The organism is Cellulomonas sp. ACRRI, from assembly GCF_022346185.1.
Taxonomy (GTDB): domain Bacteria; phylum Actinomycetota; class Actinomycetes; order Actinomycetales; family Cellulomonadaceae; genus Cellulomonas.
In genome coordinates, this window is the sequence record NZ_JAKRMS010000058.1 from 1 (window position 1) to 24,706 (window position 24,706).

A 24,706-nucleotide genomic window follows, 5' to 3' on the forward strand; every position below is an offset into this window, starting at 1 on the left:
GGGATCGAGGTCGGCATCGCGCGCGGCACCGCCCGGCGCTCCCGGCACGGGCGCACCGCCCGCCGCCCGGTCGCCCGCCGCGGGCCCGCCCGGCGTGAGCCCCGCCGCCGCGCGCTCCGCCCGCTCGGCCCGCGCCGCGTCCTCGACCGCCTGCGCCGCGGCCCGGAGCGCGTCGCCGCCCGTCACCACCAGCGCGTCGAGCTGCGAGGTGTACCGCGCCGCCTCGCCGGCGAGGACCCCGCGCACCCGGGCGTCGAGCCGCTCGCGCGCCTCCGCGGTCAGCCGGCGCACCGCGTCGTCCCCGAACACCGCCTCCAGCAGCTTCTGCGCGACGACGGCGGTGCCGCCCGCGATGCCGACCTCGATCCCGGTCAGCCCGCCGGTCGAGGCGAACGCCAGCACCATCAGGCTGACGCCGAGCGCGTTGACGCCGAACGACAGCGCGCGGGCCGTGCCGCGCCGCTGCGCGCCCTGCTCGCCGACCAGCGCCAGGACGTCGGACTGCCAGGCCCGGATCTCGGCATCCACCTCGGCCCGCAGGGTCGCCGAGGACCGGGACAGCCCGAGGTCCGGCAGCAGCGCGGCCCCGGACGGGTCGCCCCGCCACGCCGCGTGCGTGCGCTCGGCCGCGGCGTCGGCCGCGTCCAGCACGACGGCCGCGAGCCCGTGCGCGATCGCCTGCTCGACCGGCGGGGTCGCCGCGGGCCGGCCGCGGACGAACCCGACGACGGCGTCCCGTACCCGTCCCACCCCGCGCTCGACGGACCGCAGCAGGTCGCCGGTCCCGACGAGCTCCTGCCAGCGCGCCAGCACCTCGCCGCGGAGCATCGCACCGTCGGACGTCGCCGCCGCGACCTGCGTCGCCGCCTCCGCGTAGGCGCGCGTCACCGCGTCCCGGAGCCGGGCGTCCGCGACCACCTGGCCGTCGGCCGCCTGCGCGAGCGCCAGCCCCCGGCGCGCCAGGTCGTCCACGACCCCGTCCCGGGTCGCCACCGCCACCGCGCGCCGGGCGGCCGCGTCGCCGCCGAGGTCCGACAGCCAGGCGGCGACCGCGCCGACCGCCTCCTCCGGGAGCAGGCCGTCCGGTCCCGTGCCCTCGGGCACCGGGAACAGCGGCGCGCCGGCGAGGCCGTTCGCGTCGAGCATCCGGCGCAGGTCCTCGACCGCCGCCTCGGAGCCGGGGTCCACCCGGTCGACGACCAGCGCGACCTGCGCGTGCCGCTCGGCGGCGGTGTGCAGCAGGTCCCACGGCACCGCGTCGGCGTACCGGGCGGCCGTCGTGACGAACAGCCACAGATCGGCGGCGGCGAGCAGCTGGGCCGCGAGCCGGCGGTTGGCCTCCTCGACCGAGTCCACGTCGGGTGCGTCGAGCAGGGCGAGGCCGCGGGGCAGGGCGCCGCTCGGGACCAGGCGCACGGCAGCGGCACCGGGCTCGGCGGCGCTGCCGTCGCCGAGCCCCCGGTCCCCCGCCAGGCGCGCGAGCCCCGGCAGCACCCGGTCGCCGGCGAACCAGCCGCCGTCGAGCGGGTGGTGCACCAGCACCGGCGACCGCGTCGTGGGGCGCAGCACGCCGGGATCGCTGACCCGCTCGCCGAGCAACGAGTTCACCAGGGTCGACTTCCCCGCCCCGGTGGAGCCGCCGACGACGACGAGCAGCGGCGCGCCGACGGAACGGAGCCGCGGCAGCAGGTAGTCGTCGAGCTGGTCGAGCGCGGCCCGGCGGTCGGCGCTGGCCTGGGCCGACCCCGGGGCGTCGAGCGGCAGCGCGAGGTCGCGGAGCCGGGCGCGCAACCGCTCCAGGGCGTCGCCGAGCGCGGCGTCCGCGCCGGTCACCGCGCCGGGGCTCGTCACAGGCGTGTCGTCGGCCATCCGCCCATCCTGCCGCCCGGCGCGGTCGCCCGCCCCGGGAGACGGGCCGGCCGCCGCCCCCGGGTAGGGGGCGACGGCCGGTCCGTGCGGTGCGCGGGGTGCGTCAGTCGCGCGTGAGCTTGCGGTAGGTGACGCGGTGCGGGCGGGCGGCGTCGGCACCGAGCCGCGAGACCTTGTTCTCCTCGTACGAGGCGAAGTTGCCCTCGAACCAGTACCAGTTCGCCGGGTTCTCCTCGGTGCCCTCGTAGGCCAGGATGTGCGTCGCCACCCGGTCGAGGAACCACCGGTCGTGGGACACCACGACGGCGCAGCCGGGGAACTCCAGCAGGGCGTTCTCCAGCGAGCCGAGGGTCTCGACGTCGAGGTCGTTAGTCGGCTCGTCGAGCAGCAGCAGGTTGCCGCCCTGCTTGAGGGTGAGCGCGAGGTTGAGCCGGTTGCGCTCGCCGCCGGACAGCACGCCCGCGGGCTTCTGCTGGTCCGGGCCCTTGAAGCCGAACGAGGCGACGTAGGCGCGCGAGGGCATCTCGACGTTGCCGACCTTGATGAAGTCGAGCCCGTCGGACACGACCTCGAAGAGCGTCTTCTTGGGGTCGATGCCGCCGCGCGACTGGTCGACGTACGACACGGACACCGTCTCGCCGACCTTGAGCGAGCCGCCGTCGAGCGGCTCGAGGCCCACGATCGTCTTGAACAGCGTGGTCTTACCGACGCCGTTCGGGCCGATGACGCCGACGATGCCGTTGCGCGGCAGCGTGAACGACAGCCCGTCGATGAGGACGCGGTCGCCGAAGCCCTTCTCGAGCTTCTCGGCCTCCAGCACGACGCTGCCCAGGCGCGGGCCCGGCGGGATCTGGATCTCCTCGAAGTCGAGCTTGCGGGTCCGGTCGGCCTCCGCCGCCATCTCCTCGTAGCGGGCCAGACGCGCCTTCGACTTGGCCTGGCGGCCCTTCGCCGAGGACCGCACCCACTCGAGCTCGTCCTTGAGGCGCTTGGCGAGCTTGGCGTCCTTCTTGCCCTGCACCTCCATGCGGGCGGCCTTCTTCTCCAGGTAGGTGGAGTAGTTGCCCTCGTACGGGTACAGCCGGCCGCGGTCGACCTCGCAGATCCACTCCGCGACATGGTCCAGGAAGTACCGGTCGTGGGTGACCGCCAGGACGGCGCCGGGGTAGGTGGCCAGGTGCTGCTCGAGCCAGAGCACGCTCTCGGCGTCGAGGTGGTTGGTGGGCTCGTCGAGCAGCAGCAGGTCGGGCTTCTCGAGCAGGAGCTTGCAGAGCGCGACGCGGCGGCGCTCACCACCGGACAGCACCGACACGTCGGCGTCCGGCGGCGGGCAGCGCAGGGCGTCCATCGCCTGCTCGAGCTGGGCGTCGAGGTCCCAGGCGTCGGCGGCGTCGATGGCCTCCTGCAGCTGGCCCATCTCGGCGAGCAGCGCGTCGAAGTCCGCGTCGGGCTCCGCCATGAGGGCGGAGATCTCGTTGAACCGGTCGATCTTGCCCTTGATCTCGGCGACGCCCTCCTGGACGTTGCCCAGGACGGTCTTCTCCTCGTTCAGCGGCGGCTCCTGCTGGAGGATGCCGACCGTGTAGCCGGGGCTGAGGCGCGCCTCGCCGTTGGACGGCTGGTCCAGCCCGGCCATGATCTTGAGGATGGTCGACTTGCCCGCGCCGTTCGGCCCGACGACGCCGATCTTGGCGCCGGGCAGGAAGTTCAGCGAGACGTCGTCGAGGATGACCTTGTCGCCGTGCGCCTTCCGCGCCTTGTACATGCTGTAGATGAACTCAGCCACTGGCTTCTCGTCCGCCTCGGGGTCGTCGGTTCCGGTGTCGCGCGCCGGGCGACCACGCGGGTGCCGGGCGGCGCGCAGTCCCCCAGCCTAGGCGATCCCCGCCGCCGGGACCGCGCGGCCGCCCGCCGGCTCCGGCGCCGGCTCAGGCCGGCAGCGCCTGCACCGTCCCGGTCGGGACGTCCCCGGGCAGCGGGTCGTCGTCCGCGAGCTCGAACGCCCGGCTCACGTCCACCACCTCCGCGCCCGGGCCGCCGACGCCGGCGCCGCCGTCGTCCGCCCCGTCCTCGGTCTCCGGTGGCACGGCCCGCCCGTCCGCGTCGGCGGCCGCCGCGCGCCCGGGCGCGTGCACCGTCCGCATGAACCGCGTGGTCCCGCGGGACAGGTCGTGCCCCACGGCGTCGGCGGTCAGCTCGGCGGTGGTCCGCGGCCGCCCGTCGGGCGCCACCCAGTCGACCAGCCGGAGCCGGCCGTGCACGACCACCGGCTCGCCCCGGCGCACCGACTCGGCGACGTTGAGCGCGAGGTGCCGGAACGTCTTGACGGTGAACCAGCTGGTGTCGGCGTCCACGTACCCGTCCTGGTCCCGGTCGTACACCCGGGGGGTGCTGGCCACCCGGAACTTGGTGAACGGGACCTGCCCGTCGTCGCCGGTGTACCGGACCGGGTCGCTGCCGACCCAGCCGACCACCGTGACCGTGAGCTCGTTGACCGCCATGCGTCCTCCTGGTGCCCGGGGCCGGCGCCCGTGCGGGCCGGCCGTGGGCACCACGCTGCCCGCCGCGACCTCGGCGGCTCCCGGCGCAGCCCGCGCACCTGGGGACGACGCACCGCGCCCGGCCTGTGGAGGACTCGGCGCCCCGTGATCGCGGGGCACCGGCGCGCAGCGGCACCCCGCCCGGTCGGTCGCCCGGCCTCAGCCCTCCCGCGCCCCCGCGGCCAGCTCCCGCACCCGCCGGTGCTCTGCCAGCACCGCCGCCGTCGGCTCCGCCAGGCACCGGCGCGCCACGCCCTCGAGCGCCTCCCGCCCGTCCCGGCGCACCCGCTCGGCCCGGCGACCCGCCGCCGCGCGCCGGGCCCGCACCGCGAGCCACGCGCACAGCACAGCGAGCACGGCCAGCACGGCCGCCGCCGGCCAGCCCAGCCGGAGCAGGTCCTCCGGGCCGGTGCCCGACCCCCAGGTGCGCCACGCGCCCGCGCCACCAGCGGCCAGCGCGCCGACGCCGAGCACGACCGCCAGCACCAGCAGCGTCACGGCGAGCCGCGACCGGCGGGTGACGACGGCCACCCGGGACAGCGCCTCGTCGGCCGCCGAGCGGATCTCCTCGGTGCCGGCGAGGGCGCCGCGCACCGCCTCGACCCACCGGCGCGGCAGCCGCGCGGTGACCGCGTCGGTCCACTGGCCGCGCGCCAGCGCGACCGCGCCCTCCTGCACCGACACCAGCTCCGGGACCGTCGTCGCGCTCCCCCGCACCACCGCCGCGACCGCGTCCGCCAGCGCGGGCAGCCCCGCCGCGTGCGCGAGCGTCACCGCGACGGGCGTCACGTCCAGCGCCTCGGACGGCGGCTCCGCGTCGCCGACCTCGCCCTGCACGAGCCGCGCGGCGTCGGCGATCTCGGCGGACGCGCGCCGCGCCGCGAGGCTCTGCCGCCCGACGACCTCGGCGAGCGTGTCCCGCATCTCGGCGACCCCCTCGCCGGTGCGGGCGGACGTGCTGCGCACCTCGACGCCGGTGAGCCCGTCGGCGGCCAGCAGCCGCGCGACGTCGGCGACCAGCGCCTCCCGCTGCTCGGCCGGCACGGTGTCCACCTGGTTGAGCACGACGAGCATCGCCCCCTCGTGCCCCACCAGGCCCTGGAGGTAGCCCGAGTGCAGCGAGTCGTCCGCGTACTTCTGCGGGTCGACGACCCAGATCAGCAGGTCGGCCATCGGCAGCAGCCGGTCGACGGCCTCGCGGTGCGCGTCCTCGATCGAGTCGTGGTCCGGCAGGTCGAGCAGCACGAGGCCGCGCAGCGGCGCCTCGGTGTCGCCGTCGAGGGCGCTCTCCCGCTCGATCCGGCGGTCGTCGGCGACGTCGAGCCAGTCGAGCAGCTTCTCCCCGCCTCCGCCCCACACGCAGGCGGTCGGCTGGGAGGTGGTGGGGCGCTTCACGCCGACCTCGGCGAACTCGAGCCCGCAGATCTCGTTGAACAGGCTCGACTTGCCGGAGCCGGTGCCGCCGAGCAGGGCGACGACCGTGTGGTCCACCCCCAGCGCGAGCCGGGTCCGCACCTGGTCGCCGATCCCCCGCACGCGCGTCGCCACGGCCGGGTCGAGGCGGTCGCCGCCGACCGCCAGCGCCTCGTCCAGCCGCGCCAGGCGCTTGGTGAGCGCGGCGGTGTCGCCGCGGGAGTCGGTCATGTCAGCCCCTTGATCACGGCCAGCCGCAGCCGCAGCGTCGACGCGGCGTCCGGTGCGAGCGCCGGGCGGTCCAGCACGGCGGCGGCCGCGTCCCGCTCGCGACCCGCCTGGTCGGCGGCGTGCTGCGCGAGCCGGTCGCGCAGCGTCCCCGCCACGGCGGTGCCGCGCTCGCCGAGCAGGTCGACCAGCATCCGGTCGGCCGCCTCCAGCCCGGCGGCCGACGCCAGCGCCAGCGCGGCCAGCCCCTCGTCGCCGAGGGCGCGCTGCGCGGCGGCGGCCCGCTTGGCGGCCTTGGCGGCGACGCGCTTCGCGGTGCGGTCGTCGCCCGCCGGGGCGGGGGTCGCCGGGTCGGCGGTCAGCACCTCGACCGCCCCGCCGACCCAGTCCCGGGCGGCGCGCTCGACCTCGCGCGGCCGGTCCGCGGCCCGGTCGGCGGCCGACCAGTCGCCCGCGAGGGTCGTCGCGCCCGCCGGGCCGGCGGCCAGGGCGTCGCGCAGCGCGGTCTCGGTCGCGGCGCCGACGGCCGACAGCGTCGAGCTCGCCGACGACACCAGGTCCTGCACCAGCGGCATGACCGCCGCCGCGCGGTCCCGGCCGGCCCGGCGCGACCGGTCGACCCGCCCGCCGCCCTTCAGCACGTCCGCGAGCGCCGCGCCCGGCGCGGTCAGCTCGGTCCAGCGCGCCTGCACCGCGCCCTGCGCGACGGCGCCGCGCGTGATGGTGCGGCGCGCGTCCTCCGCCGGTGCGCGCACGGCGTCGTCGAGGGCGGCGCGCACCGCCGTCGCCGCCTCGGCCTGCCGTTCCACCGCGTCGACGAGCTCGTCCACCCACGGCCGCAGCGCGGCGAACGACCCGCGCAGCGTCCGGGCGACGACGGTCCGCGCCCGGTCCGCCCCGGCGAGCATGGTCAGCCAGCGGGTGATCGGCGCGACCAGCCCCGCGTCCATCAGCCCCTCGTGCGGCCCGAGGTCCGGCACCACGAACAGCGGCGAGCCCTGCATCCCGTGCGAGCGGAGCCGGTCCAGCAGGTCCCCGCGGACCGTCGGCAGCGACGCCGGGTCGACGCGGTTGAGCACCATCGCCACGGACGCGCCGCGCTCGGTCGCGCCGGTGAGCACCCGCCAGGGCAGCGCATCGCCGTACCGGGCGGCGGTCGTGACGAACAGCCACAGGTCGGCCGCCTCCAGCAGCCGGTGCGCCGAACGCCGGTTCGCCTCCTCCACGGAGTCGACGTCGGGCGCGTCCATCAGCGCGATGCCGCGCGGCACCCGCTCCGACGCCACGATCTCCAGGGCGTCGGTCACGGGGTGCTCGCGCACCAGCTCGGCGTCGTCGGGGTGGTGCACCAGCACCGGGCGGCGCGTCGTCGGCCGCAGCACGCCGGCGGTGGTCACCTCGGTGCCCACCAGCGAGTTCACCAGCGTCGACTTGCCCGCCCCGGTCGACCCCGCGACCACGACGATCGCCGGCGCCGACAGCTGCCGCAGCCGCGGCACCAGGTGGTCCGCGAGCTGGTCGACCAGCCGGGTGCGCGACGCCCGCGCGGCGCCCACGCCGGGCACCTCGAGCGGGAACTCGGTCGCCCGCACGTCGCGCAGGAGGTCGGTCAAAGCGTCGAGCAGGGACGTCGCGGCGAGCGGCCGGTCGAGGACATCCCGCGCCGCCGAGCTCTCCGCCTGCACGTTCACACCGTCATCCTCTCGTGTGAACGGGGAGGCGGCCAAACGTCCGCGCCGTGTGACCTGCGACGACTTCGTCACGCGGGGCGCCGGGCCGGGTCACCGGTGGCGCGTACCCTGGGTGCGCCGGTCGCGCGGCCCCGTGCGGCGCCCGGCGACGCCTCCATAGCTCAATGGATAGAGCAACGGCCTTCTAATCCGTCGGTTGCAGGTTCGAGTCCTGCTGGGGGCACCCGGACACCCGCCCCTGCGCGTGCGCGCCCGCCTCCCGCGCGCCACACTGCGACCATGCCGCCGCAGGTCCGGGTCCACGTCCTCGACCGTGACCTGGTCGTGGAGCGGCCGTGGGGCTCGGCGCCGCGGGTGCTCGCCGACGGCGCGGAGCTGCCCCGGGACCGGTTCGGGCGGTACCGGCTCGCGGCGCCCGACGGGGAGCGGGTCGTCACCATCTCGTTCGACTGGCGGGGACTGCTGCCGGTGCTGGCGGTCGGGGACGAGCGGGTGCCGCTGGACCGGCCGCTGCCCCGGGGCGCGTGGCTGCTGCTCGGGCCGCTCCTGCTGCTGTCGCTGGCCGGCGGCGGCGTCGGGGCCGGGCTCGGCGCCGGGGCGGCGTGGGCAGCGGCCCGCCAGCTCCGCCGGGCGACGACCCCGGCGCGCGGCTGGGCGGGGGCGCTGTGCGCGGTCGCCGGGGCCGTGCTGCTCTACGTCGCGGTCGTGGCGCTGATCCGCGCCGCGTTCTGACGAGCGCCACCCCGGTCGCCCAGTGCGCAAGCGACACGTCGAGTGTGCATCCGGGGAATGCACACTCGACGTGTCGGATGCCCACTCGGCGCGGGCGCCGGGGCGTCCCGGTACCCGCGCCGCCGCCCGGCGGCGCGGCTCGGCGCGGGTCAGCGCACCTCGAACGCCGCCCGCAGCAGGTCCGCGTCCCGCGAGGACCGGCCCACCAGCACGTCGAACCGCCCCGGCTCCACGACCCGCCGCCCGGCGGCGTCGACGATCGTGCAGTCCGCCACCGCCAGGTCCACCGTCACCTCCACGGACGACCCCGGCGCGACGTCCGCCTGGGCGTACGCCTTGAGCTCCTTGTCCGCCCAGGACACCGAGGTCACCGCGTCGGACACGTAGAGCTGCACCGTCTCCCGCGCCGGCCGCGCACCGGTGTTGGTGAGCGTCACCGTCGCCCGCACGGTGTCGCCCACCGCCGCGACGGAGCGGTCCAGCCGCAGGTCCGCGTACTCGACGGTGGTGTACGACAGCCCCTCGCCGAACACGAACGCCGGCTCCTGGGTGAGGTCGGCGTACCGGTCGCCGTGCTGGCCGCGGATCTGGTTGTAGTACGTCGGCTGCTGGCCGGCGTGCCGGGCGAACGAGATCGGCAGCCGGCCGGACGGCTCGGTGAGCCCGAGCAGCACCTCGGCGACCGCCTGCCCGCCCTGCATGCCCGGGTTCGCGACCCAGAGCACCGCGTCGGCCGACGCGACCGACGGCGGCAGCACCAGCGGCTTGGACGCCAGCAGCACCACGACCAGCGGCTTGCCCGTGGCGGCGAGCGCGTCGAGCAGGGCGACCTGGCCACCGACCAGCTCGAGCGTCGCCGTCGACCGGCCCTCGCCCACGAGCTGGATCTGGTCCCCCACCACGGCCACGACGTAGTCCGCGTCCTCGGCGGCGGCCACGGCGTCGGCGACGAGCGCCGCGTCGGGCGGGCACGGCACGCCGATCTTCGGGCGGGGCTGGCCGTCGGGGTAGAGCTCCCCCGCCGGGTCCGGCACCAGGTCGAGGATGTCGGCGCCCCGGCTGTGCGACACGGCCCAGCCGACGGGCGCCGCGGCCCGCAGGCCGTCCAGGATCGTCACGATCATGTCGCGCGGGTGGCCGTCCGGCAGCCAGTCGGCCTGGCCGGAGTTGCCGGCCCAGTCGCCGAGGTGCGCCTCGTGGTCGTCCGCGAGCGGGCCCACGACCGCCACGCGGCGCGGGGTGTCGTCGCCCCCCGAGGCCCGCAGCGCCCCGGGCGCCGGGACCCCGCCGCCGTCGGACGCCCGCGCGGCGGCCCCCGGCACCCCCGCGAAGCCGCCGGCCAGCGGCAGCACGCCGGTGTTCCGCAGCAGCACCAGCGAGCGCCGCGCGACGTCCAGGTTGAGGTCCGCGTGCTCCGCCGCCCCCACGACGGTCGCCTGCGCCGAGGCGGACGGCCGGCGCGGGTCCTCGAACAGCCCCAGCCGGAACTTCAGCGTGAGGATGCGGCTCACGGCGGCGTCCAGCTCGGCCTCCGCGAGCAGCCCGGACTCGATGGCCTCGAGCGCCCCGGCGAAGAAGCCCGGCGTCGTCATGACCATGTCGTTGCCCGCCTTGACCGCGGCCGCGGCGGCGTGCGCGTAGTCGGGCTGGACCTTCTGCTCCCAGACCATGCGGCCGACGTTGTCCCAGTCGGTGATGAGGGTGCCGGTGTAGCCCCACTCACCGCGGAGCACGTCGTTCAGCAGCCAGTCGTTGACCGTGATCGGCACGCCGTCCATGGTCTGGTAGCCGAGCATGAACGTGGCGCAGCCCTCGCGGGCGACCCGCTCGAACGGCGGCAGGAACCAGGACCGGAGCTTGCGCCGCGAGATGTCCGCCTCCGACGCGTCGCGCCCGCCCTGGGTCTCGGAGTACCCGGCGAAGTGCTTGGCGGTCGCGAGGATCGCCGTCGGGTCGTCGAGGCCGGCGCCCTGGTAGCCGCGGACCATCGCGGAGGCGAGCTCGCCGATGAGGAACGGGTCCTCGCCGAACGTCTCGTCCACGCGGCCCCAGCGCAGGTCGCGGGCGATGCAGAGCACCGGGCTGAACGTCCAGTGCACGCCGGTGGTGGCGACCTCGCGGGCGGTGACCCGGGCGACCTGCTCGACGAGGTCGACGTCCCAGGACGCCGCCATGCCGAGCTGGGTCGGGAAGATCGTCGACCCGACGAAGAACGAGTGCCCGTGGATGCAGTCCTCGCCGACCAGGAGCGGGATGCGCAGCCGGGTCTCGGCCGTCAGGTCGTGGGCGTGCGCCAGCCGCTCGGGCGACGCGTGCAGGATCGACCCCACGTGCTTGTGCAGGATGTCGTCCGCGTAGTCGCCCCGGGCGTCGAGCTGGAGCATCTGCCCGACCTTCTCCTCGACGGTCATCCGGGCGAGCAGGTCCTGCACGCGGTCGGCGACGGGGAGGCCGGCGTCGAGGTAGCGGGCGTCGAGGGACGTGGCGTTCATCTGGTGGTCGATCCTTGCGTCGTGTGCGGGGTGACGGCGGTGACGCCGTCGGTGGTGTCGAGGCCCTTGCGCCGCATGGCGCGGGCGAGCTCTCCGGCGGAGCGCAGGCGTGGGTTGATGTACTCGTCGATGCCGAAGTTCAACAGTGCCAGGGCGACGCCGATCGCGGCGATGCAGAGCCCGGGCGGCAGGAACCACCACCACTGGTTCTGGGTGAAGGCGCCCTGGGCCGAGGCCCAGTTCAGGATGGTGCCCCAGTTGTACGCGTTGACCGGGATGACGCCGATGTAGGACAGGGTGGTCAGGCCGAGGATCGCCGCGGTGACCGAGCCGACGAACGACGACGCGATCAGGGCGGTGAGGTTGGGCAGCATCTCGACCCCGATGATGCGGCGCAGCGGTTCGCCGTTGAGCTTCGCGGCCTGCACGAAGTCCCGGTTGCGCAGCGACATCGTCTGCGCCCGCAGCACGCGCGCGCCCCACCCCCAGCCGAGGATCCCGAGGATCGCGGCGACCACCCACAGCGGCGGGTTGGTGAACCGCGAGGCGATGATGATGAGGATCGGGATGCCCGGGATGACGAGGAAGACGTTCGCCAGGGCGGACAGCGCCTCGGACCGCCACCCCGGCAGGTAGCCGGCGAGGACCCCGATCACGAGGGCGATCGCCATCGAGATGAGCGAGGTCAGGGCGCCGACGACGACCACGCCGCGGGTGCCGTAGATCACCTGGCTGAGGACGTCCTCGCCGAGGTGGGTGGTGCCGAACCAGTGCGTGCCGCTCGGCGGCTGCAGCCGGGCGGTCGCGTCGATCTGCGTCGGCGAGAACGGGGCGAGCTGGTCGGCGAAGACGGCGACGACCACGAACACCGCCAGAATGGCCAGGCCGGTGACCGACTTGGTGTTGCGGAACACCGCGAACGACGCGCCGAGCCGGGCGCCGCGGCCCCGGGGGGTGAGGGGGGTGATCGACATCTCTCAGGCCTCCGACTGGCGGGTACGGGGATCGAGGACGGCGTAGGCGACGTCGGCCAGGATGTTGGCGACCAGGACGGCCAGCACGATCACCAGGAAGCCGCCCTGCATGAGCGCGTAGTCCTTGGCGTTCGTGGCGTCGAGGAGCATCTTGCCGACGCCCGGGTAGGAGAAGACCTGCTCGACGATGATCGCGCCGCCGACGATGAAGCCGATCGACAGGGCGAACGACTGGATCTGCGGCAGGACGGCGTTGCGCGCGGCGTAGCGCCACAGGACGCGCCGGTTCGGCATGCCCTTGGCCTGCGCGACGGTGACGTAGTCCTCGTCGAGGACGGTGAGCATCATGTTGCGCATCCCGAGCATCCAGCCGCCGAGCGAGGCGACGACGATCGTGGCCAGCGGCAGCGTCCCGTGCTTGACCACCTCCCCGAGGAACTCCATCGACAGGCCGGGCGTGGTGCCGATCCCGTAGGCCTTGCCGATGGGGAACCAGCCGAGCGTGACGGCGAAGACCGAGATCGCCATCAGCCCGATCCAGAAGTACGGGACGGTCGACAGGAAGGTCGTGACCGGGATGAGGGCGTCCAGCCGCGACCCGCGCCGCCAGCCGACCACCGCTCCCCCGACGGTGCCGATCACGAAGGACAGCACCGTCGCCAGCCCGATCAGGCCGACGGTCCACGGCAGCGCGTTCGCGATGACCTCGCCGACCGGCTGCAGGCCGTGGGTGATGGCGATGCCGAGGTCGCCGCGGGCGAGCATCCCTAGGTAGTCGACGTACTGCTGCCACAGCGTCCGGTCGGAGTCCAGGCCGAGCAGGGCGCGCAGCGCATCGGCCGTCTCCGGGGACATCCCGCGGTTGCGGGCGAGGTAGTTGTCGACCGCGTCGCCCTTCATCAGGCGCGGCACGAAGAAGTTGATCGTGATCGCGGCCCACAGGGTGAACAGGTAGAACGCGACGCGCCGGCCGATGAACCGCCAGGGCACCCGCGCCCTGGTCCTCGTGGCCCGGGTCGCGGTCGTGCCGTCGGCGACCACGTCGGTCTCCGGGCTGCTGATGGTCGTCATCGCACACCTCCCACGTGATCGGCGAAGAAGGACTCCGGGTCCGGGGACGCCTCGCGGAGCTCCCGGGTGTACGGGTGCTGCGGGCGCAGGATGACGTCGTCGGCCGAGCCGTGCTCGACGACCCGACCCTGGTTGAGCACGATGATCTCGTCCGAGAAGTACCGGGCCGTGGCGAGGTCGTGGGTGATGTAGAGCACCCCCAGCCCGTCCTCGGCCTGGATGTCGGACAGAAGGGACAGCACCCCCATCCGCAGGGACACGTCGAGCATCGAGACCGGCTCGTCCGCGACGAGCAGGGCCGGGCGCGGTGCCAGGGCCCGGGCGATGGCCACCCGCTGCCGCTGGCCGCCGGACAGCTCGTGCGGCCGGCGGTCGACGACCCCGGCGTCCAGCTGGACCTTGTCCAGCAGGCGGTGCACCTCGGCGTCGACCTCCCCGGGCGGCACGACCCCGGACAGCACCAGGGGGCGCTCCACGTGGTGTCGGATCGAGTGGTACGGGTTCAGCGACGCGAACGGGTCCTGGAAGACCATGCGCAACTGCTGGCGGTAGGCGCGCAGCGCCGCGCCCCGGGTCGGGATCGGCTCGCCGTCGAGGAGCACCTGCCCGCTGGTGGGCCGCTCCATCTGGGTGAGGATCTTGGCGACGGTCGACTTGCCGGAGCCGGACTGGCCCACCATGCCGATGGTCTGCCCGCTCGACAGCGTGAAGGACACGTCGGACAGCGCGTCGATCGACCCCGCCCCGCGGACGCGGTAGGTCTTGGAGACGCCCTGGACGTCGATCGAGGTCATCGGTTCACCGTCCGCTCGGCCGTCAGCCGGGGGAACGACGACAGCAGGGTCTTGGTGTAGTCGTGCTGCGGCCGGAACCAGATGTTCGCCGCGGTGTCGAGCTCGACGATCTGCCCGGCCCGCATGACCGCGATGCGGTCGGAGATCTCGAGCAGCAGCGGCAGGTCGTGGGTGATGAAGACGACCGAGAACCCGAACGCCTCGCGCAGGCTCGTGATCTCCCGCAGGATCTCCCGCTGCACCAGCACGTCCAGCGCCGTCGTCGGCTCGTCCATGACGACGAGCTGCGGGCGCAGCGCGAGCGCCATGGCGATCATGATGCGCTGGCGCATCCCGCCGGACAGCTCGTGCGGGTAGCTCTTGATGCGGGCCGCGCCGACCTTGACGATCTCGAGCAGCTCGACGACCGCGGCGGTGCGCTCCGCCCGGGACATCGCGGGCCGGTGCACCTCGAAGACGTCGGCGAGCTGGGCGCCGACCGTCGCCACCGGGTTCAGGGCGCTCATCGCGCCCTGGAACACCATGGAGATCTTGTCCCACCGGAACGCGCGCAGCGCGGCGGCGTCCAGGGCGAGGAGGTCGGTGTCGGTGCCGTCGGCGTCGTGCCAGGTGACCGAGCCGCCCGGGATGACGGCCGGGGGCTTGAGCAGGCGCTGGACGCCGTAGGCCAGGGTGGTCTTGCCGCAGCCGGACTCGCCGGCGAGCCCGAGGACCTCGCCGCGGTGGACGGTGAGGGACACGTCCCGGACCGCGTCCACGGGTGCGGCGGTCTCGTACCGGACCGAGAAGTCCCGGACCGACAGGAGGGGGTCGCTCATCTGGGGGGTCTCCTTGCGTGGGGCGCCGGGGGGGCGGCCGACGGCCGCCCCCCGGCACGGGATCACTCGGTGGGCTCGAGGGTGCTCAGGACGAGGGCGACCTCGGGCTGGGTCGGGTCCGCGGAGGCGTACATGTCCTCCTCGGTCGGCCAGCCCGTGTAGCTGCGCTCGTTGAACAGGCCCAGCAGCGGGTGCGAGCCCAGCGGGATCGCCGGGACGTCCCGGACGAACGCCTGCTGCAGCGTGGTCATCGCGGCGGCACGGTCGGCGTCGTTGTCGGTGCTCGCGTAGGTGTTCAGCGCCGCGTCGACCTCGGGGTCGCTGTACCGCCCGAAGTTGAAGTCGGCGTTCTCGACGCCGGCGTCGTCGGTCGTGATCCAGCGGGTGCCCATGATCGAGTCGTAGACGCCCCAGGCGCCCTCGCCGTCGAGCCAGTGGATGATCGCGTCGAAGTTGCCCGTCTTGCGGGCCTCGTCCCAGCCGCCCCAGTCGGGCTGGTCGATCGTGACCTCGATGCCGAGCTCCTTCATCTGCTCGGAGAGCAGCGCCTGCTCGGTGTTCCAGTCGGTCCACCCGGCCGGGACCGAGATCGAGAACGTGACCGGCTCGCCGTCGGGGTCCACGAGCTTGTCCCCGACACCCGTGTAGCCGGCGTCCTCCAGGATGGTCTGCGCCTTGTCGAGGTCGACCTCGTAGGTCTCGCCCGCGAACTCGTCGACGACGTCCTGCTCCAGCGACGGGCCGAGGCCGGTCACCGAGTCGACGACGGCCGAGGCGCCCTCCCGGGCGATCTCGACGTAGGCCTCGCGGTCGACGGTCCACGCGAGCGCCTGGCGCAGCGCGACGTCGTCGAAGGGCTTGCGGGTCAGGTTGAGGAACAGCGTCCCCGCGCCGGCGGTCGGGGTGACCAGGTAGCGGTTGGCCGGGTCCTTGTCGAGGAAGGTCTCCTGGACCTGCGGCAGGAACGCCTGCGCCCAGTCCGCCTCGCCGGTGCTCAGGGCCGTGGCCAGCGCGGAGTTGTCGCCGTAGGAGACGTAGTGCAGCTCGGGGACCGCCAGCTCGCCGTCCCAGTAGTCCGGGTTGGCCGTGAGCGTCACCGACTCCGTCGACCAGCTCGACAGGACGTACGGGCCGGTCCCGATGGCCTCGCCCTCCCCGGTGAGCGCCGCGGTCGAGGGGTCGTCGAGGGTGTCCCAGATGTGCTTCGGGACGATCGGGACGTGCAGCACCGTGCCCCGCTTGACGAACTTGGAGTTGCCGAACTTCAGCGTCGCCGAGTCCCCGTCGACGTCGGCGCCCAGGTAGTCCAGCGCGGCGGTGTCGGTGAGCCGGCCGTCGAGGTACATGTCGAACGTGCCGACGATGTCGTCGATGGTGAACGGCTCGCCGTCGTGCCACGTCACTCCCTCGCGGGCGGTGACCGTGAGCTCGGTGTAGTCCGCGTTCCACTCCACGCTCGAGGCGAGGCGCGGGGTCACGACGGTGGGGTCCGCGGTGTTGACGAGCGCCATCGTCTCGAACATGGCGTAGCGGTAGCCGTACATGCTGGCCGAGCTGTCCCCGAGGAACGGGTTGTTCGACTCGGTGGTGATGGCGCCGTCGGGCTTCGCGATGGTCAGCGCGGCACCACCCCCGCCCGTCGAGGTGCTCTCCCCGCCCCCCGACTCTCCGGAGCAGGCCGTCAGCGCCAGCGCGGCGGCCAGGCCGAGCGCGATCGCCGGGAACTTCACCCTCATGGTTTCTCCTTCGAAACGAGGCGCCCGCACGGGCACCTGTGAGGTCGCGCCGCGTCGTCGCGATCGCGCTGGCCGGCACGTTACTACACTGTCAGTAAGTTGCTTCCAGCCCTCCGACGCAGCCGTGACCAAGTCGTGACCCGCGGGGTCGTGGCCGCGGTCGGCGCCACTAGGGTTGGCCGCGCGCCGAGGAGCGCGACACGAGGATGTGAGGAACGGATGAGCACCACGAGGCACGTCCCCCGGGCCCGGCCGGAGACCCTGGCCAAGCGCACCGAGATCCTCCGTGCCGCCACCGCCACCTTCGGCGCCAAGGGTTACAACCGGGGGCCGCTCACGGAGATCGCCGACCAGGTCGGCATGACGCACGCGGGGATCCTGCACCACTTCGGGTCCAAGGACCAGCTCCTCGTGGAGGTCCTCAAGTTCCGCGACCGCACCGACGTCGAAGGGCTGCAGGACCAGCGGATGCCGGACGGGATGGACCGGTTCCGGCACCTGGTGCGCACCGCGTTCGCCAACGAGAGCCGCCACGGCATCGTCCAGGCCTACGCGGTGCTGTCCGCGGAGTCGGTGACCGAGGGCCACCCCGGGCGGGCGTACTTCGAGGAGCGGTACCGCACCCTGCGCCAGGACCTCCGCGACGCGTTCGAGGACGTCTGCGCCGAGCGCGGGATCACCGTGCCCGCGACGGTCGACCGCGCGGCCGCGTCCATCCTGGCCGTGATGGACGGGCTGCAGGTGCAGTGGCTGCTGGCGCGGGACGACGTGGAGCTGGCCGAGGCGAGCGCGTTCGCGATCGAGGCGCTGGTGTCGGCGGTGCTGGACCCGCGCCCGTCGCCGCTCGGCGACGCGGGGCCCGGCACCGGTGCTGCGGGGGCCGCCGGCACGCGGAGCGCGGAGGCGTGACGGACGGGGCCTCGCCTCCGCCGCCGGGAACAAAGCGGGCGGCCCGCTCGTCGTTGCTGGCATGACGACACCGACCCCCGACGGCGCCGGACCCGCGGGCCCCGCACCGGCCGAGGGCCTCGCCGCCGAGATCGCCGCCGGCGAGCGCACCGACACCGGCGCGCACCGCGCCCTGGCCCGGCTGCGCGCCCGGCTGGACAGCCGGCCGTGGCTGCGGCTGACCTACAAGGTCGTCGTGACGGTCGTCGGCGTGACCGTGGTGCTCGCCGGCCTCGCGATGCTGGTGCTGCCCGGGCCGGGCTGGCTCGCGATCTTCCTCGGGCTCGGCATCCTGGGCACCGAGTTCGCCGTGATCCAGCGGTTCAACCACCGGCTCAAGGCGCTGGTGCTGCGGTCCTGGCGCGCGTTCCGCGAGCGCCGCGCCCGCCGCGCCGCCGCGCGCCGGGGAGCACCGGCGGCCTGACCCGGCGCGCGCGGCCCACGGTTCCCACCCGATCGTCCCGCGGCCACCGGGTCGATCGGCGGGCGGCGCGACGACCGGGTGGGGATCAGCCCGCCGCGTTGCCGCAGGCGTCCGCCGGGTCGACCACCGGGTTCTGCGCCTGCAGACGGTTGTCCGGGTCGAGCGCGCCCAGCACCGCGAGCGCGATCGCGTCGAGCTGGTCGACCTGCTCCGGCGTCAGCCGGTCCACGACCAGCCGGCGCACCTCCGCGACGTGCGTCGGCGCCGTGGCGACCACCTTCCGCCAGCCCTCCTCGGTCAGCGTGGCGAGCGTCGCGCGCCGGTCCCCCTCGTCCCGGGTGCGCGTGAGGAAGCCGCGCGCCTCGAGGCGGGCCGCGACGTGCGACAGCCGGGGCAGTGTGGCGTTCGTGCTGGCCGCGAGGCCGCTCATGCGCAGCGTGCGGTCGGGCGCCTCGGAGAGCTTCGCCAGCACCAGGTAGTCGTAGTGCGACAGGTCGGCGTCGCGCTGCAGCTGGTGGTCGAGCGCGGCCGGCAGCAGCTCGGCGACCGCCTCCAGCCGCATCCAGGCCTGCAGCTCGCGCGCGCTGAGCCAGCGGGTGTCGTCGGTCATGCCGGACATCCTAGCCAATGGTTGACGCTTCAACCTGGAAGTCGTACGTTGGTTGAAGCGACAACATGTCGGTTGCCGCAGAGCGACCCATCGAGGAGCAGACATGACCAGCGTGACCATCATCGGGGCGGGCAACATCGGCGGCGCGGTGGCGCGCCTGGCGCTGAAGGCCGGTGCCGACGTGCAGGTGCTCGCCCGCGACGCCGCCAAGGCCGCCGCCGTGGACCCGGCCGTGACCGCCGGCACGGTGGGCGACCCCGTGACCGGCGACGTCGTCGTGCTCGCCCTCCCCTACCCGGCCCTCGCCGAGGTCGCGGCGCAGTACCCCGACGGCTTCGCGGGCCGCGTGGTCGTCGAGACCACCAACCCCGTCGACTTCGCGACCTTCGACTCCCTGGTCGTCCCGGCCGGGTCGTCGGCGACGGCCGAGCTCGCCGCGCTGCTGCCCCGGGCCCGGGTGCTGAAGGCGTTCAGCACGAACTTCGCCGCGACGCTGGCCCCCGGCACGGTCGGCTCCCTGCCGACGACCGTGCTGATCGCGGGCGACGACGCGGACGCCAAGGCCGCGCTGGCCGGGGTCGTCGAGGCCGGCGGCCTGCGCGCCGTCGACGCGGGCTCGCTCAAGCGGGCGCACGAGCTCGAGGCGCTCGGCTTCCTGCAGATGACCCTCGCCGCGGCGGAGCAGACGTCCTGGACGTCCGGCTTCGCCCTCGAGCGCTGAGCGTGACCGCTGACGCGCTCGCGGTCGACCCCGCGGCGGCCCGGTGGGCGCAGACCCCCGGCGCCGCCCCGGGGCCGGACGCGCCGCTGCTCGTGCTGCTGCACGGCTACGGCTCGCACGAGGGCGACCTGCTCGGGCTCGCCCCGCACCTGCCCGGCGGACTCGCCCTGGCCGCGCCGCGGGGGCCGCTGCTCGGCGGGCCGGGGTTCGCGTGGGCGCCGCTGGCGACCCCGGGGCGCCCGGACCCGGCGCGCGTCCGGGCGGGCGCCGACGCGCTGCTGGCGTGGCTCGACGGCGACGCCCGCGTCGGGGACCGTCCGGTCGCGCTGCTCGGGTTCTCCCAGGGCGGGCTGATGGCGACGCAGCTGCTCCGTGCGCGGCCCGACCGGTTCGCGGCGGCGGTCGTGCTGTCGGGGTTCGCGCTGGACGCCGAGGAGCCGGGCGACGCGGCGCTGGCCGCGCGGGACCCGCGGGTGCCGGTCCTGCTCGGCCACGGCGACGCGGACCCGGTGATCCCGCAGGACGCCACGACGCGGACGGCCGCGTGGCTGGCGTCGCACACGGCGCTGGAGCACCGCGAGCACCCCGGCCTGGCCCACGGCATCGACGCCCGCGTCCTGGCGGACGTCGCGGCGTTCCTCTCCCGCACCCTGGCGGTGCACTGACGCCGAGGTCGAGGGTTCCCGTCGAGGTCGAGGGTTCCAGGCGGCTCCGGGCCGGCGAACCCTCGACCTCGGCGTCCGATAAACGCGTGACCCGCACCCGGTGGGGGTGGGAGCGTTCTGCTCACCGCGCGGTGAGTCCCGGGGCCCGGCCAGGCCCCTCCCGGAACGTTCGAAGGACCCACCCACCATGCACCCCACCGCCACGTTCGACCTGATCCAGGCCGACCACCGCGAGCGCATCGAGACCGCCCGCCTCCTGTCCCGGCACGCCGCCCGGCGCGCCGCGGTCAGACCCGACGGCGAGACCCGCGGTCGACCGCCGGAACGCTTCCGGCAGCCGCGCCTGCGGGCCCTGCTGCCGGCGACCACGACGGTCGCCGCGATCCGCTGACCGGGCCGGCCCCCGTGCCGCCCCGGCGCCGCTCGCACCGCACCGGTGAGCCCGCCGGACACCCGTCCGGCGGGCTCACCCGTACCCTGAGCACGTGAGCACCCTGAGCAACGGCAACGGCAGCGCCGACCGGATCGTCTGGATCGACTGCGAGATGACCGGCCTGGACTCCGTCCAGGACGCGCTCGTCGAGGTCGCGGCCGTCGTGACCGACTCGGAGCTCAACGTGCTGGGCGAGGGCGTCGACGTCGTCATCGCCCCGCCGGCCGAGGCGCTGGCCCAGATGGGCGACTTCGTCCGCGACATGCACACCGGCTCCGGCCTGCTCGACGCGCTCGCGACGGGCACCACGCTGGAGGACGCGCAGGCCCAGGTGCTCGCGTACATCCGCGAGCACGTGCCCGAGCCCGGCAAGGCCCCGCTCGCGGGCAACTCGGTCGGCACCGACAAGGTGTTCCTCGACCGCGACATGCCCGAGCTGATCGGCCACCTGCACTACCGCGTGATCGACGTCTCCTCCATCAAGGAGCTCGCCCGCCGCTGGTACCCGCGGGTGTACTTCTCCTCGCCGCAGAAGCACGGCGGCCACCGCGCGCTCGCCGACATCCTGGAGAGCATCGACGAGCTGCGGTACTACCGCGCGGCGCTGCTGGTGCCGCAGCCGGGCCCGGACTCCAAGGCGGCCAAGGCGGTCGCGGCGCAGATCGAGGCGACCTCCGTGGCCGCCGCGCACCGCCGTTCGTCCGCCACGTCCTGAGGACCCCTCGGGACCCGGTATGCTTGTCGACGGCCCCGGAGGTCTCCTCCGGGCGTGGTGGCTATAGCTCAGGTGGTAGAGCGCCTGGTTGTGGTCCAGGAGGTCGCGGGTTCAAGTCCCGTTAGCCACCCCAGCACGAAGGGCGCCGCTCCCCCCGGGAGCGGCGCCCTTCGTCGTCCCCGGCGCGCCGAGCGCGCCCCGGCGTCAGAGCCGGCGGGTGATCGCGTCCGCGAAGCGGTCGACGGCCTCGGGCGCCTGCGCGAAGAAGAAGCTCGGCTCGATCAGCTCGAGCTCCAGGACGACCGGGGTGCCCTGGTCGTCCGGGATGAGGTCCACGCGGGTGTACGCGAGCGGCTGCTCGACGCCCTGGATCAGCTCCGGGAGGGCGTCGACCACCCGCTGCCCGAGCGCGAGCTCGGCCTCGGAGGCGTCGCGCGGGGTCATGACCTCCTCCTTGTACAGGACCCCGTCGGTCTCCCCCTCGCGGTACGGGCCCTCGAGCAGCGGGGCCTTGCGCACCGCGTGCGACAGCTGGCCGTCGAAGTACACCAGCGCCGTCTCGCCGACCGTGTCGACCTGCTTGAGGTAGCGCTGCACCATGACGTGCCGGCCGTCGTCGAGGAGCCGCTTCACGTGCTGGATGGCGAGCGCGCGGGACGGCGTCTCGTCCGCCGCGTACCGCCCGGTGTCGCGGGAGCCGGCGCTGACCGTCGGCTTGATGACGAAGTCCCCGAAGGCCGGGAAGCGGGTGTGGATCGCGCGGGCGTTGAAGTTCCGGGCCGGGTCCATCCAGATGGTCGGCACGATCGGCAGCCCCGCGGCCTCCATCGCCCGCTGGTAGATCTTGTCGATGTTCCAGGTCAGCACCTGCGCGGGGTTGATCAGCCGCGACGCCTGCGCGACGCGCTGCGTCCACCAGCGGAAGTCGCGGGGGCGCTCGGTGTAGTCCCACGTGGAGCGGACCACGACCGCGTCGTACGACGACCAGTCGACGTCGGCGGCGTTCCAGACGGGCGACTCGACCTCCAGGCCCCGGTCCCGCAGCGCCGTCACGAGCGGCGCGTCGTCGGGGTCGAGGTCCGGCAGGGCGGCGCAGGTGGCGAGGGCGATACGAGTGGTCACCCTGGGCAGACTACCCACGCGCTCCCGCGGAGGGCTCGTGCTCCTGCGCGCGGTCGCTCGGGACCGCGTCCCGCGCACCGTCGACCAGCCGGTGCAGGGCGGCGACCACGCGGGGCGCGTCGAGCTCCCCGACGACCTCGTCCCCCTCGTGCACCGGGACCCGGCCGGTCGGCTCGGCGGCCAGCGCCGCGAACGCCTCGTCCAGGGGGTCGCCCACCCGGAGCACCGCGGCCCGCGCCCGGCCGTTCGCGGAGACGGGGTCGGCGCTCCCGACGGGGAGCAGGTCCCGCCGCTCGACGCGGCCCAGGGCGAGCAGCCGGACCGCCGCACCGGTGCCGACCAGGTCGGCGACCGCCGGGCTCGCCGGGGCGGCGAGCAGGCGCACCGGGTCCGAGAGCTGCTCGAGGTGCCCGCCGCGGCTGAGCACCGCCACGCGGTCGGCGAGCCGCACGGCCTCGTCCACGTCGTGCGTGACGAGCATCACGGTGGTGCCGAGCTCGGCCTGGATGCGGCGGAACTCGGTCTGCAGCCGGCGGCGGCCGACCGGGTCGACGGCACCGAACGGCTCGTCCATGAGCAGGACGGGCGGGTCGGTCGCGAGCGCCCGGGCGACGCCGACGCGCTGCCGCTCCCCGCCGGACAGCTCGTGCGGGTAGCGGCGGGCGTACCGGTCCGGCGCCAGGCCGACCAGCTCCAGCAGCTCCCCCGTGCGGGCGCGGGTGCGCCGCTTGTCCCAGCCGAGCAGCCGCGGCACGGTGCCGACGTTCTGCTCGACGGTGCGGTGCGGGAAGAGGCCGACGTTCTGGATCACGTAGCCGATCCGGCGGCGGAGCGCGACGGCGTCCACGTCGGTCACGTCGTCGCCGTCGAGCAGGATCCGGCCCGAGGTCGGCTCGACGAGACGGTTGGCCATCCGCAGCGTCGTCGACTTGCCGCAGCCGGACGGCCCGACGAGCGCGAGCAGCTCGTGCTCCCGGACCTCGAGGGACAGGTCGCCGACCGCGACGGTGCCGTCGGCGTACGCCTTGCGGACGTGGTCGAACGCGATCGCGGTGGCCATGCCGACGACCGTACCCGCGCGCACCGACACCCGCGCGCCCCCTGTCCGCGCAGCGGCTGTCGGAGGTGCCCGGTAGCGTCGGGCCGGTGATCAGCCTCGAGAACCCGGGGACCGTCGCGCAGGTCGCGGCGGCCGCGGGCGACCCCGCGGCCAACCCCTGGCTGTCCTGGGACTACGTCCAGCGCAACTGGGGCGACATCTCCCACGCGCTGGAGCAGCACGCGGGCCTGACGGTGCAGGCGGTGCTGATCGCGTGCGCGATCGCCCTCCCGCTCGGGATGCTCGCCCACCTGCGCCCCCGCCTCGCCGCGCCGATCGTCGGCACCAGCAGCGTGCTCTACACGATCCCCTCGCTCGCCCTGTTCACCGTGCTCGTGCCGTGGACCGGCATCGGCCGCACGCCGGTCCTGATCGGGCTGGTCGTCTACGCGCTGCTGGTGCTCGTGCGGAACGTGCTGGTCGGGCTGGGCGGCGTGGACGAGAGCGTGCGGGACGCGGCGCGCGGGCTCGGCTACGGCCGGCTGCGCCTCCTGCTGACCGTCGAGCTGCCCAACGCCCTGCCCGCGATCGTCGCCGGCGTCCGGCTCGCGACCGTCACCACGGTCGCGCTGGTCACCGTCGGGGTGGTCGTCGGCTACGGCGGGCTGGGCCAGCTGATGTTCCGGGGGTTCCGCAACAACAAGTACCACGCGGAGATCCTCACGGCGACGCTGCTCTGCCTGGCGCTGGCGCTGGTCCTGGACCTGGTCGTCTGGCTCATCGGGCGCGCGGTGACGCCGTGGGCCCGGCGCGGACGGGAGGCCTGAGCCGTGGACGTGCTGCAGGACGCCCTCACCTGGCTGAACGACCCGCTGAACTGGACGGGCCGCGACGGCGTGCTCGCGCTGGGCGCCGACCACCTGCGGATCAGCGCGCTCGCCGTGCTGCTCGCGGCGCTGGTCGCCCTCCCGCTGGGCGTCTGGCTCGGCCACCGCCGCCGCGGCGGCGTGGTCACGGTGGTCGCCGCGAACACCTCGCGCGCGCTGCCGACGTTCGCGCTGCTGACGATCTTCGCCTCGACCGGCCTGTTCGGGGCGACGGCGACGGTCCTCGCGGTGGCCGTGTTCGCGGTGCCGCCGATCCTGAGCAACACGTTCACCGGCCTGATGGAGGTGGACGCCGACGTCCGGGACGCCGCGCGCGGCGTCGGCATGTCGGGGGGTCGCGCGCTCGTCCTGGTCGAGCTGCCGCTCGCGCTGCCGCTGGTGGGCGCGGGCCTGCGCACCGCCACCACCCAGGTGCTGGCCACCGTGCCGCTCGCGGCGCTCGTCGGCGGCAGCAGCCTCGGGTCCATCATCGTCCAGGGCATGGCGCTGCAGCGGTACGGCCAGGTGGTCGCGGGGGCGCTGCTCGTGGCGGGGCTCTGCCTCGTCGTCGAGGGCGTGCTCGCCGCGGTCCAGCGCGCGCTGACGCCGGCGCCGATGCGCCCCGCCGCCGGCCGTCGGCGGCGGCGCGCTCCCCGCACCGCCGCCGGCCCCGGCGCCCAGCCCGCCGCCGGGCCCCAGCAGACCGTGACCCGATCGTGATCGCGACGACCGCCCGCAGCGGTTGCCGCACCCGGACCGCCTCGGTCGAATGATCGACGGCCCCCGACGCCCCACCGACCCCACC

General features: G+C 75.0%; 23 protein-coding genes and 2 tRNA genes. 11 read left to right on the forward strand and 14 right to left on the reverse strand.

The annotated features are described in order from the left end of the window. From MHY85_RS11700 to MHY85_RS11720, 5 genes are all read right to left on the reverse strand, one after another. Window positions 1–1,869, reverse strand: a 1,869-nt coding sequence (locus tag MHY85_RS11700) for a dynamin family protein (RefSeq protein ID WP_239196494.1), incomplete at its 3' end; no start/stop codon positions are given. A gap of 103 nt (window positions 1,870–1,972) precedes the next feature. Continuing rightward, window positions 1,973–3,655, reverse strand: a complete 1,683-nt coding sequence (gene ettA, locus MHY85_RS11705; RefSeq protein ID WP_239196495.1) for an energy-dependent translational throttle protein EttA — start codon at window positions 3,653–3,655, stop codon at window positions 1,973–1,975. 142 nt (window positions 3,656–3,797) lie between these two features. Next, on the reverse strand, window positions 3,798–4,370 hold the full coding sequence (locus tag MHY85_RS11710) for a single-stranded DNA-binding protein (RefSeq protein WP_239196496.1): 573 nt from the start codon (window positions 4,368–4,370) through the stop codon (window positions 3,798–3,800). A 198-nt stretch (window positions 4,371–4,568) separates the two neighbouring features. Continuing rightward, complete coding sequence (locus tag MHY85_RS11715; protein ID WP_239196497.1) at window positions 4,569–6,053, reverse strand: GTPase; 1,485 nt, start codon at window positions 6,051–6,053, stop codon at window positions 4,569–4,571. After that, window positions 6,050–7,741, reverse strand: coding sequence for a dynamin family protein (locus MHY85_RS11720; protein WP_239196498.1), 1,692 nt, complete (start codon window positions 7,739–7,741; stop codon window positions 6,050–6,052). The genes MHY85_RS11715 and MHY85_RS11720 overlap by 4 nt, the downstream gene beginning before the upstream one ends. A 150-nt stretch (window positions 7,742–7,891) precedes the next feature. Here MHY85_RS11720 and MHY85_RS11725 point away from each other — a divergent pair. Further along, window positions 7,892–7,964, forward strand: a tRNA-Arg gene (locus tag MHY85_RS11725). 56 nt (window positions 7,965–8,020) lie between these two features. Beyond that, a complete protein-coding gene (locus tag MHY85_RS11730) occupies window positions 8,021–8,473 on the forward strand; it encodes a hypothetical protein (RefSeq protein ID WP_239196499.1) in 453 nt (150 codons plus the stop codon). Window positions 8,474–8,622: 149 nt separating this feature from the next. Here the strand turns inward: MHY85_RS11730 and MHY85_RS11735 are convergent, their stop codons facing one another. The 6 genes from MHY85_RS11735 to MHY85_RS11760 form a co-directional block, all read right to left on the reverse strand. Next, window positions 8,623–10,965, reverse strand: coding sequence for a glycoside hydrolase family 3 N-terminal domain-containing protein (locus tag MHY85_RS11735; RefSeq protein ID WP_239196500.1), 2,343 nt, complete (start codon window positions 10,963–10,965; stop codon window positions 8,623–8,625). Further along, window positions 10,962–11,939 carry an ABC transporter permease gene (locus tag MHY85_RS11740; protein ID WP_239196501.1) on the reverse strand — a complete coding sequence of 326 codons (978 nt, stop codon included), beginning with the start codon at window positions 11,937–11,939 and terminating at the stop codon, window positions 10,962–10,964. Before MHY85_RS11740 ends, MHY85_RS11735 begins: the two co-directional genes overlap by 4 nt. Window positions 11,940–11,942: 3 nt before the next feature. After that, window positions 11,943–13,010, reverse strand: coding sequence for an ABC transporter permease (locus MHY85_RS11745; RefSeq protein ID WP_239196502.1), 1,068 nt, complete (start codon window positions 13,008–13,010; stop codon window positions 11,943–11,945). Then, entirely contained in the window at window positions 13,007–13,804 is a 798-nt protein-coding gene (locus MHY85_RS11750) for an ABC transporter ATP-binding protein (protein ID WP_239196503.1), read from the reverse strand. The genes MHY85_RS11745 and MHY85_RS11750 overlap by 4 nt, the downstream gene beginning before the upstream one ends. Further along, the gene (locus MHY85_RS11755; RefSeq protein ID WP_239196504.1) at window positions 13,801–14,622 is read right to left on the reverse strand and encodes an ABC transporter ATP-binding protein; all 822 of its coding nucleotides are present in this window, start codon (window positions 14,620–14,622) and stop codon (window positions 13,801–13,803) included. The genes MHY85_RS11750 and MHY85_RS11755 overlap by 4 nt, the downstream gene beginning before the upstream one ends. Before the next feature lie 62 nt (window positions 14,623–14,684). After that, the gene (locus MHY85_RS11760) at window positions 14,685–16,358 is read right to left on the reverse strand and encodes an ABC transporter substrate-binding protein (RefSeq protein ID WP_239196505.1); all 1,674 of its coding nucleotides are present in this window, start codon (window positions 16,356–16,358) and stop codon (window positions 14,685–14,687) included. Window positions 16,359–16,577: 219 nt separating this feature from the next. Between MHY85_RS11760 and MHY85_RS11765 the strand changes: the two genes are divergently transcribed. Beyond that, window positions 16,578–17,267: a TetR/AcrR family transcriptional regulator gene (locus MHY85_RS11765; protein WP_239196506.1), complete on the forward strand. Its 690-nt coding sequence runs from the start codon at window positions 16,578–16,580 to the stop codon at window positions 17,265–17,267. A 61-nt stretch (window positions 17,268–17,328) separates the two neighbouring features. Then, window positions 17,329–17,730 (forward strand): PGPGW domain-containing protein, encoded by a 402-nt coding sequence (locus MHY85_RS11770; protein ID WP_239196507.1) that lies wholly within the window; start codon window positions 17,329–17,331, stop codon window positions 17,728–17,730. Window positions 17,731–17,815: 85 nt separating this feature from the next. Here MHY85_RS11770 and MHY85_RS11775 read toward each other — a convergent pair whose 3' ends face one another. Then, window positions 17,816–18,340 carry a MarR family winged helix-turn-helix transcriptional regulator gene (locus MHY85_RS11775; RefSeq protein WP_239196508.1) on the reverse strand — a complete coding sequence of 175 codons (525 nt, stop codon included), beginning with the start codon at window positions 18,338–18,340 and terminating at the stop codon, window positions 17,816–17,818. A 103-nt stretch (window positions 18,341–18,443) separates the two neighbouring features. Between MHY85_RS11775 and MHY85_RS11780 the strand changes: the two genes are divergently transcribed. The 5 genes from MHY85_RS11780 (at window position 18,444) to MHY85_RS11800 (ending at window position 21,007) form a co-directional block, all read left to right on the forward strand. After that, the gene (locus MHY85_RS11780; protein ID WP_239196509.1) at window positions 18,444–19,061 is read left to right on the forward strand and encodes an NADPH-dependent F420 reductase; all 618 of its coding nucleotides are present in this window, start codon (window positions 18,444–18,446) and stop codon (window positions 19,059–19,061) included. A 2-nt stretch (window positions 19,062–19,063) separates the two neighbouring features. After that, window positions 19,064–19,726 carry an alpha/beta hydrolase gene (locus tag MHY85_RS11785; protein WP_239196510.1) on the forward strand — a complete coding sequence of 221 codons (663 nt, stop codon included), beginning with the start codon at window positions 19,064–19,066 and terminating at the stop codon, window positions 19,724–19,726. A 187-nt stretch (window positions 19,727–19,913) separates the two neighbouring features. After that, the gene (locus tag MHY85_RS11790; protein ID WP_239196511.1) at window positions 19,914–20,117 is read left to right on the forward strand and encodes a hypothetical protein; all 204 of its coding nucleotides are present in this window, start codon (window positions 19,914–19,916) and stop codon (window positions 20,115–20,117) included. Window positions 20,118–20,211: 94 nt separating this feature from the next. Then, window positions 20,212–20,874, forward strand: a complete 663-nt coding sequence (orn, locus tag MHY85_RS11795; protein ID WP_374233506.1) for an oligoribonuclease — start codon at window positions 20,212–20,214, stop codon at window positions 20,872–20,874. Between the two features lie 57 nt (window positions 20,875–20,931). Next, window positions 20,932–21,007, forward strand: a tRNA-His gene (locus MHY85_RS11800). A 71-nt stretch (window positions 21,008–21,078) separates the two neighbouring features. Here MHY85_RS11800 and MHY85_RS11805 read toward each other — a convergent pair. Both MHY85_RS11805 and MHY85_RS11810 read right to left on the reverse strand, forming a co-directional pair. Further along, window positions 21,079–21,996 (reverse strand): hypothetical protein, encoded by a 918-nt coding sequence (locus MHY85_RS11805; RefSeq protein ID WP_308191373.1) that lies wholly within the window; start codon window positions 21,994–21,996, stop codon window positions 21,079–21,081. 10 nt (window positions 21,997–22,006) lie between these two features. Then, window positions 22,007–23,056, reverse strand: coding sequence for an ABC transporter ATP-binding protein (locus MHY85_RS11810; RefSeq protein WP_239196512.1), 1,050 nt, complete (start codon window positions 23,054–23,056; stop codon window positions 22,007–22,009). 86 nt (window positions 23,057–23,142) lie between these two features. Between MHY85_RS11810 and MHY85_RS11815 the strand changes: the two genes are divergently transcribed. Beyond that, window positions 23,143–23,862: an ABC transporter permease gene (locus MHY85_RS11815; RefSeq protein WP_374233509.1), complete on the forward strand. Its 720-nt coding sequence runs from the start codon at window positions 23,143–23,145 to the stop codon at window positions 23,860–23,862. Window positions 23,863–23,865: 3 nt separating this feature from the next. Then, window positions 23,866–24,621, forward strand: coding sequence for an ABC transporter permease (locus MHY85_RS11820; RefSeq protein ID WP_239196513.1), 756 nt, complete (start codon window positions 23,866–23,868; stop codon window positions 24,619–24,621). Window positions 24,622–24,706: the final 85 nt, after the last annotated feature.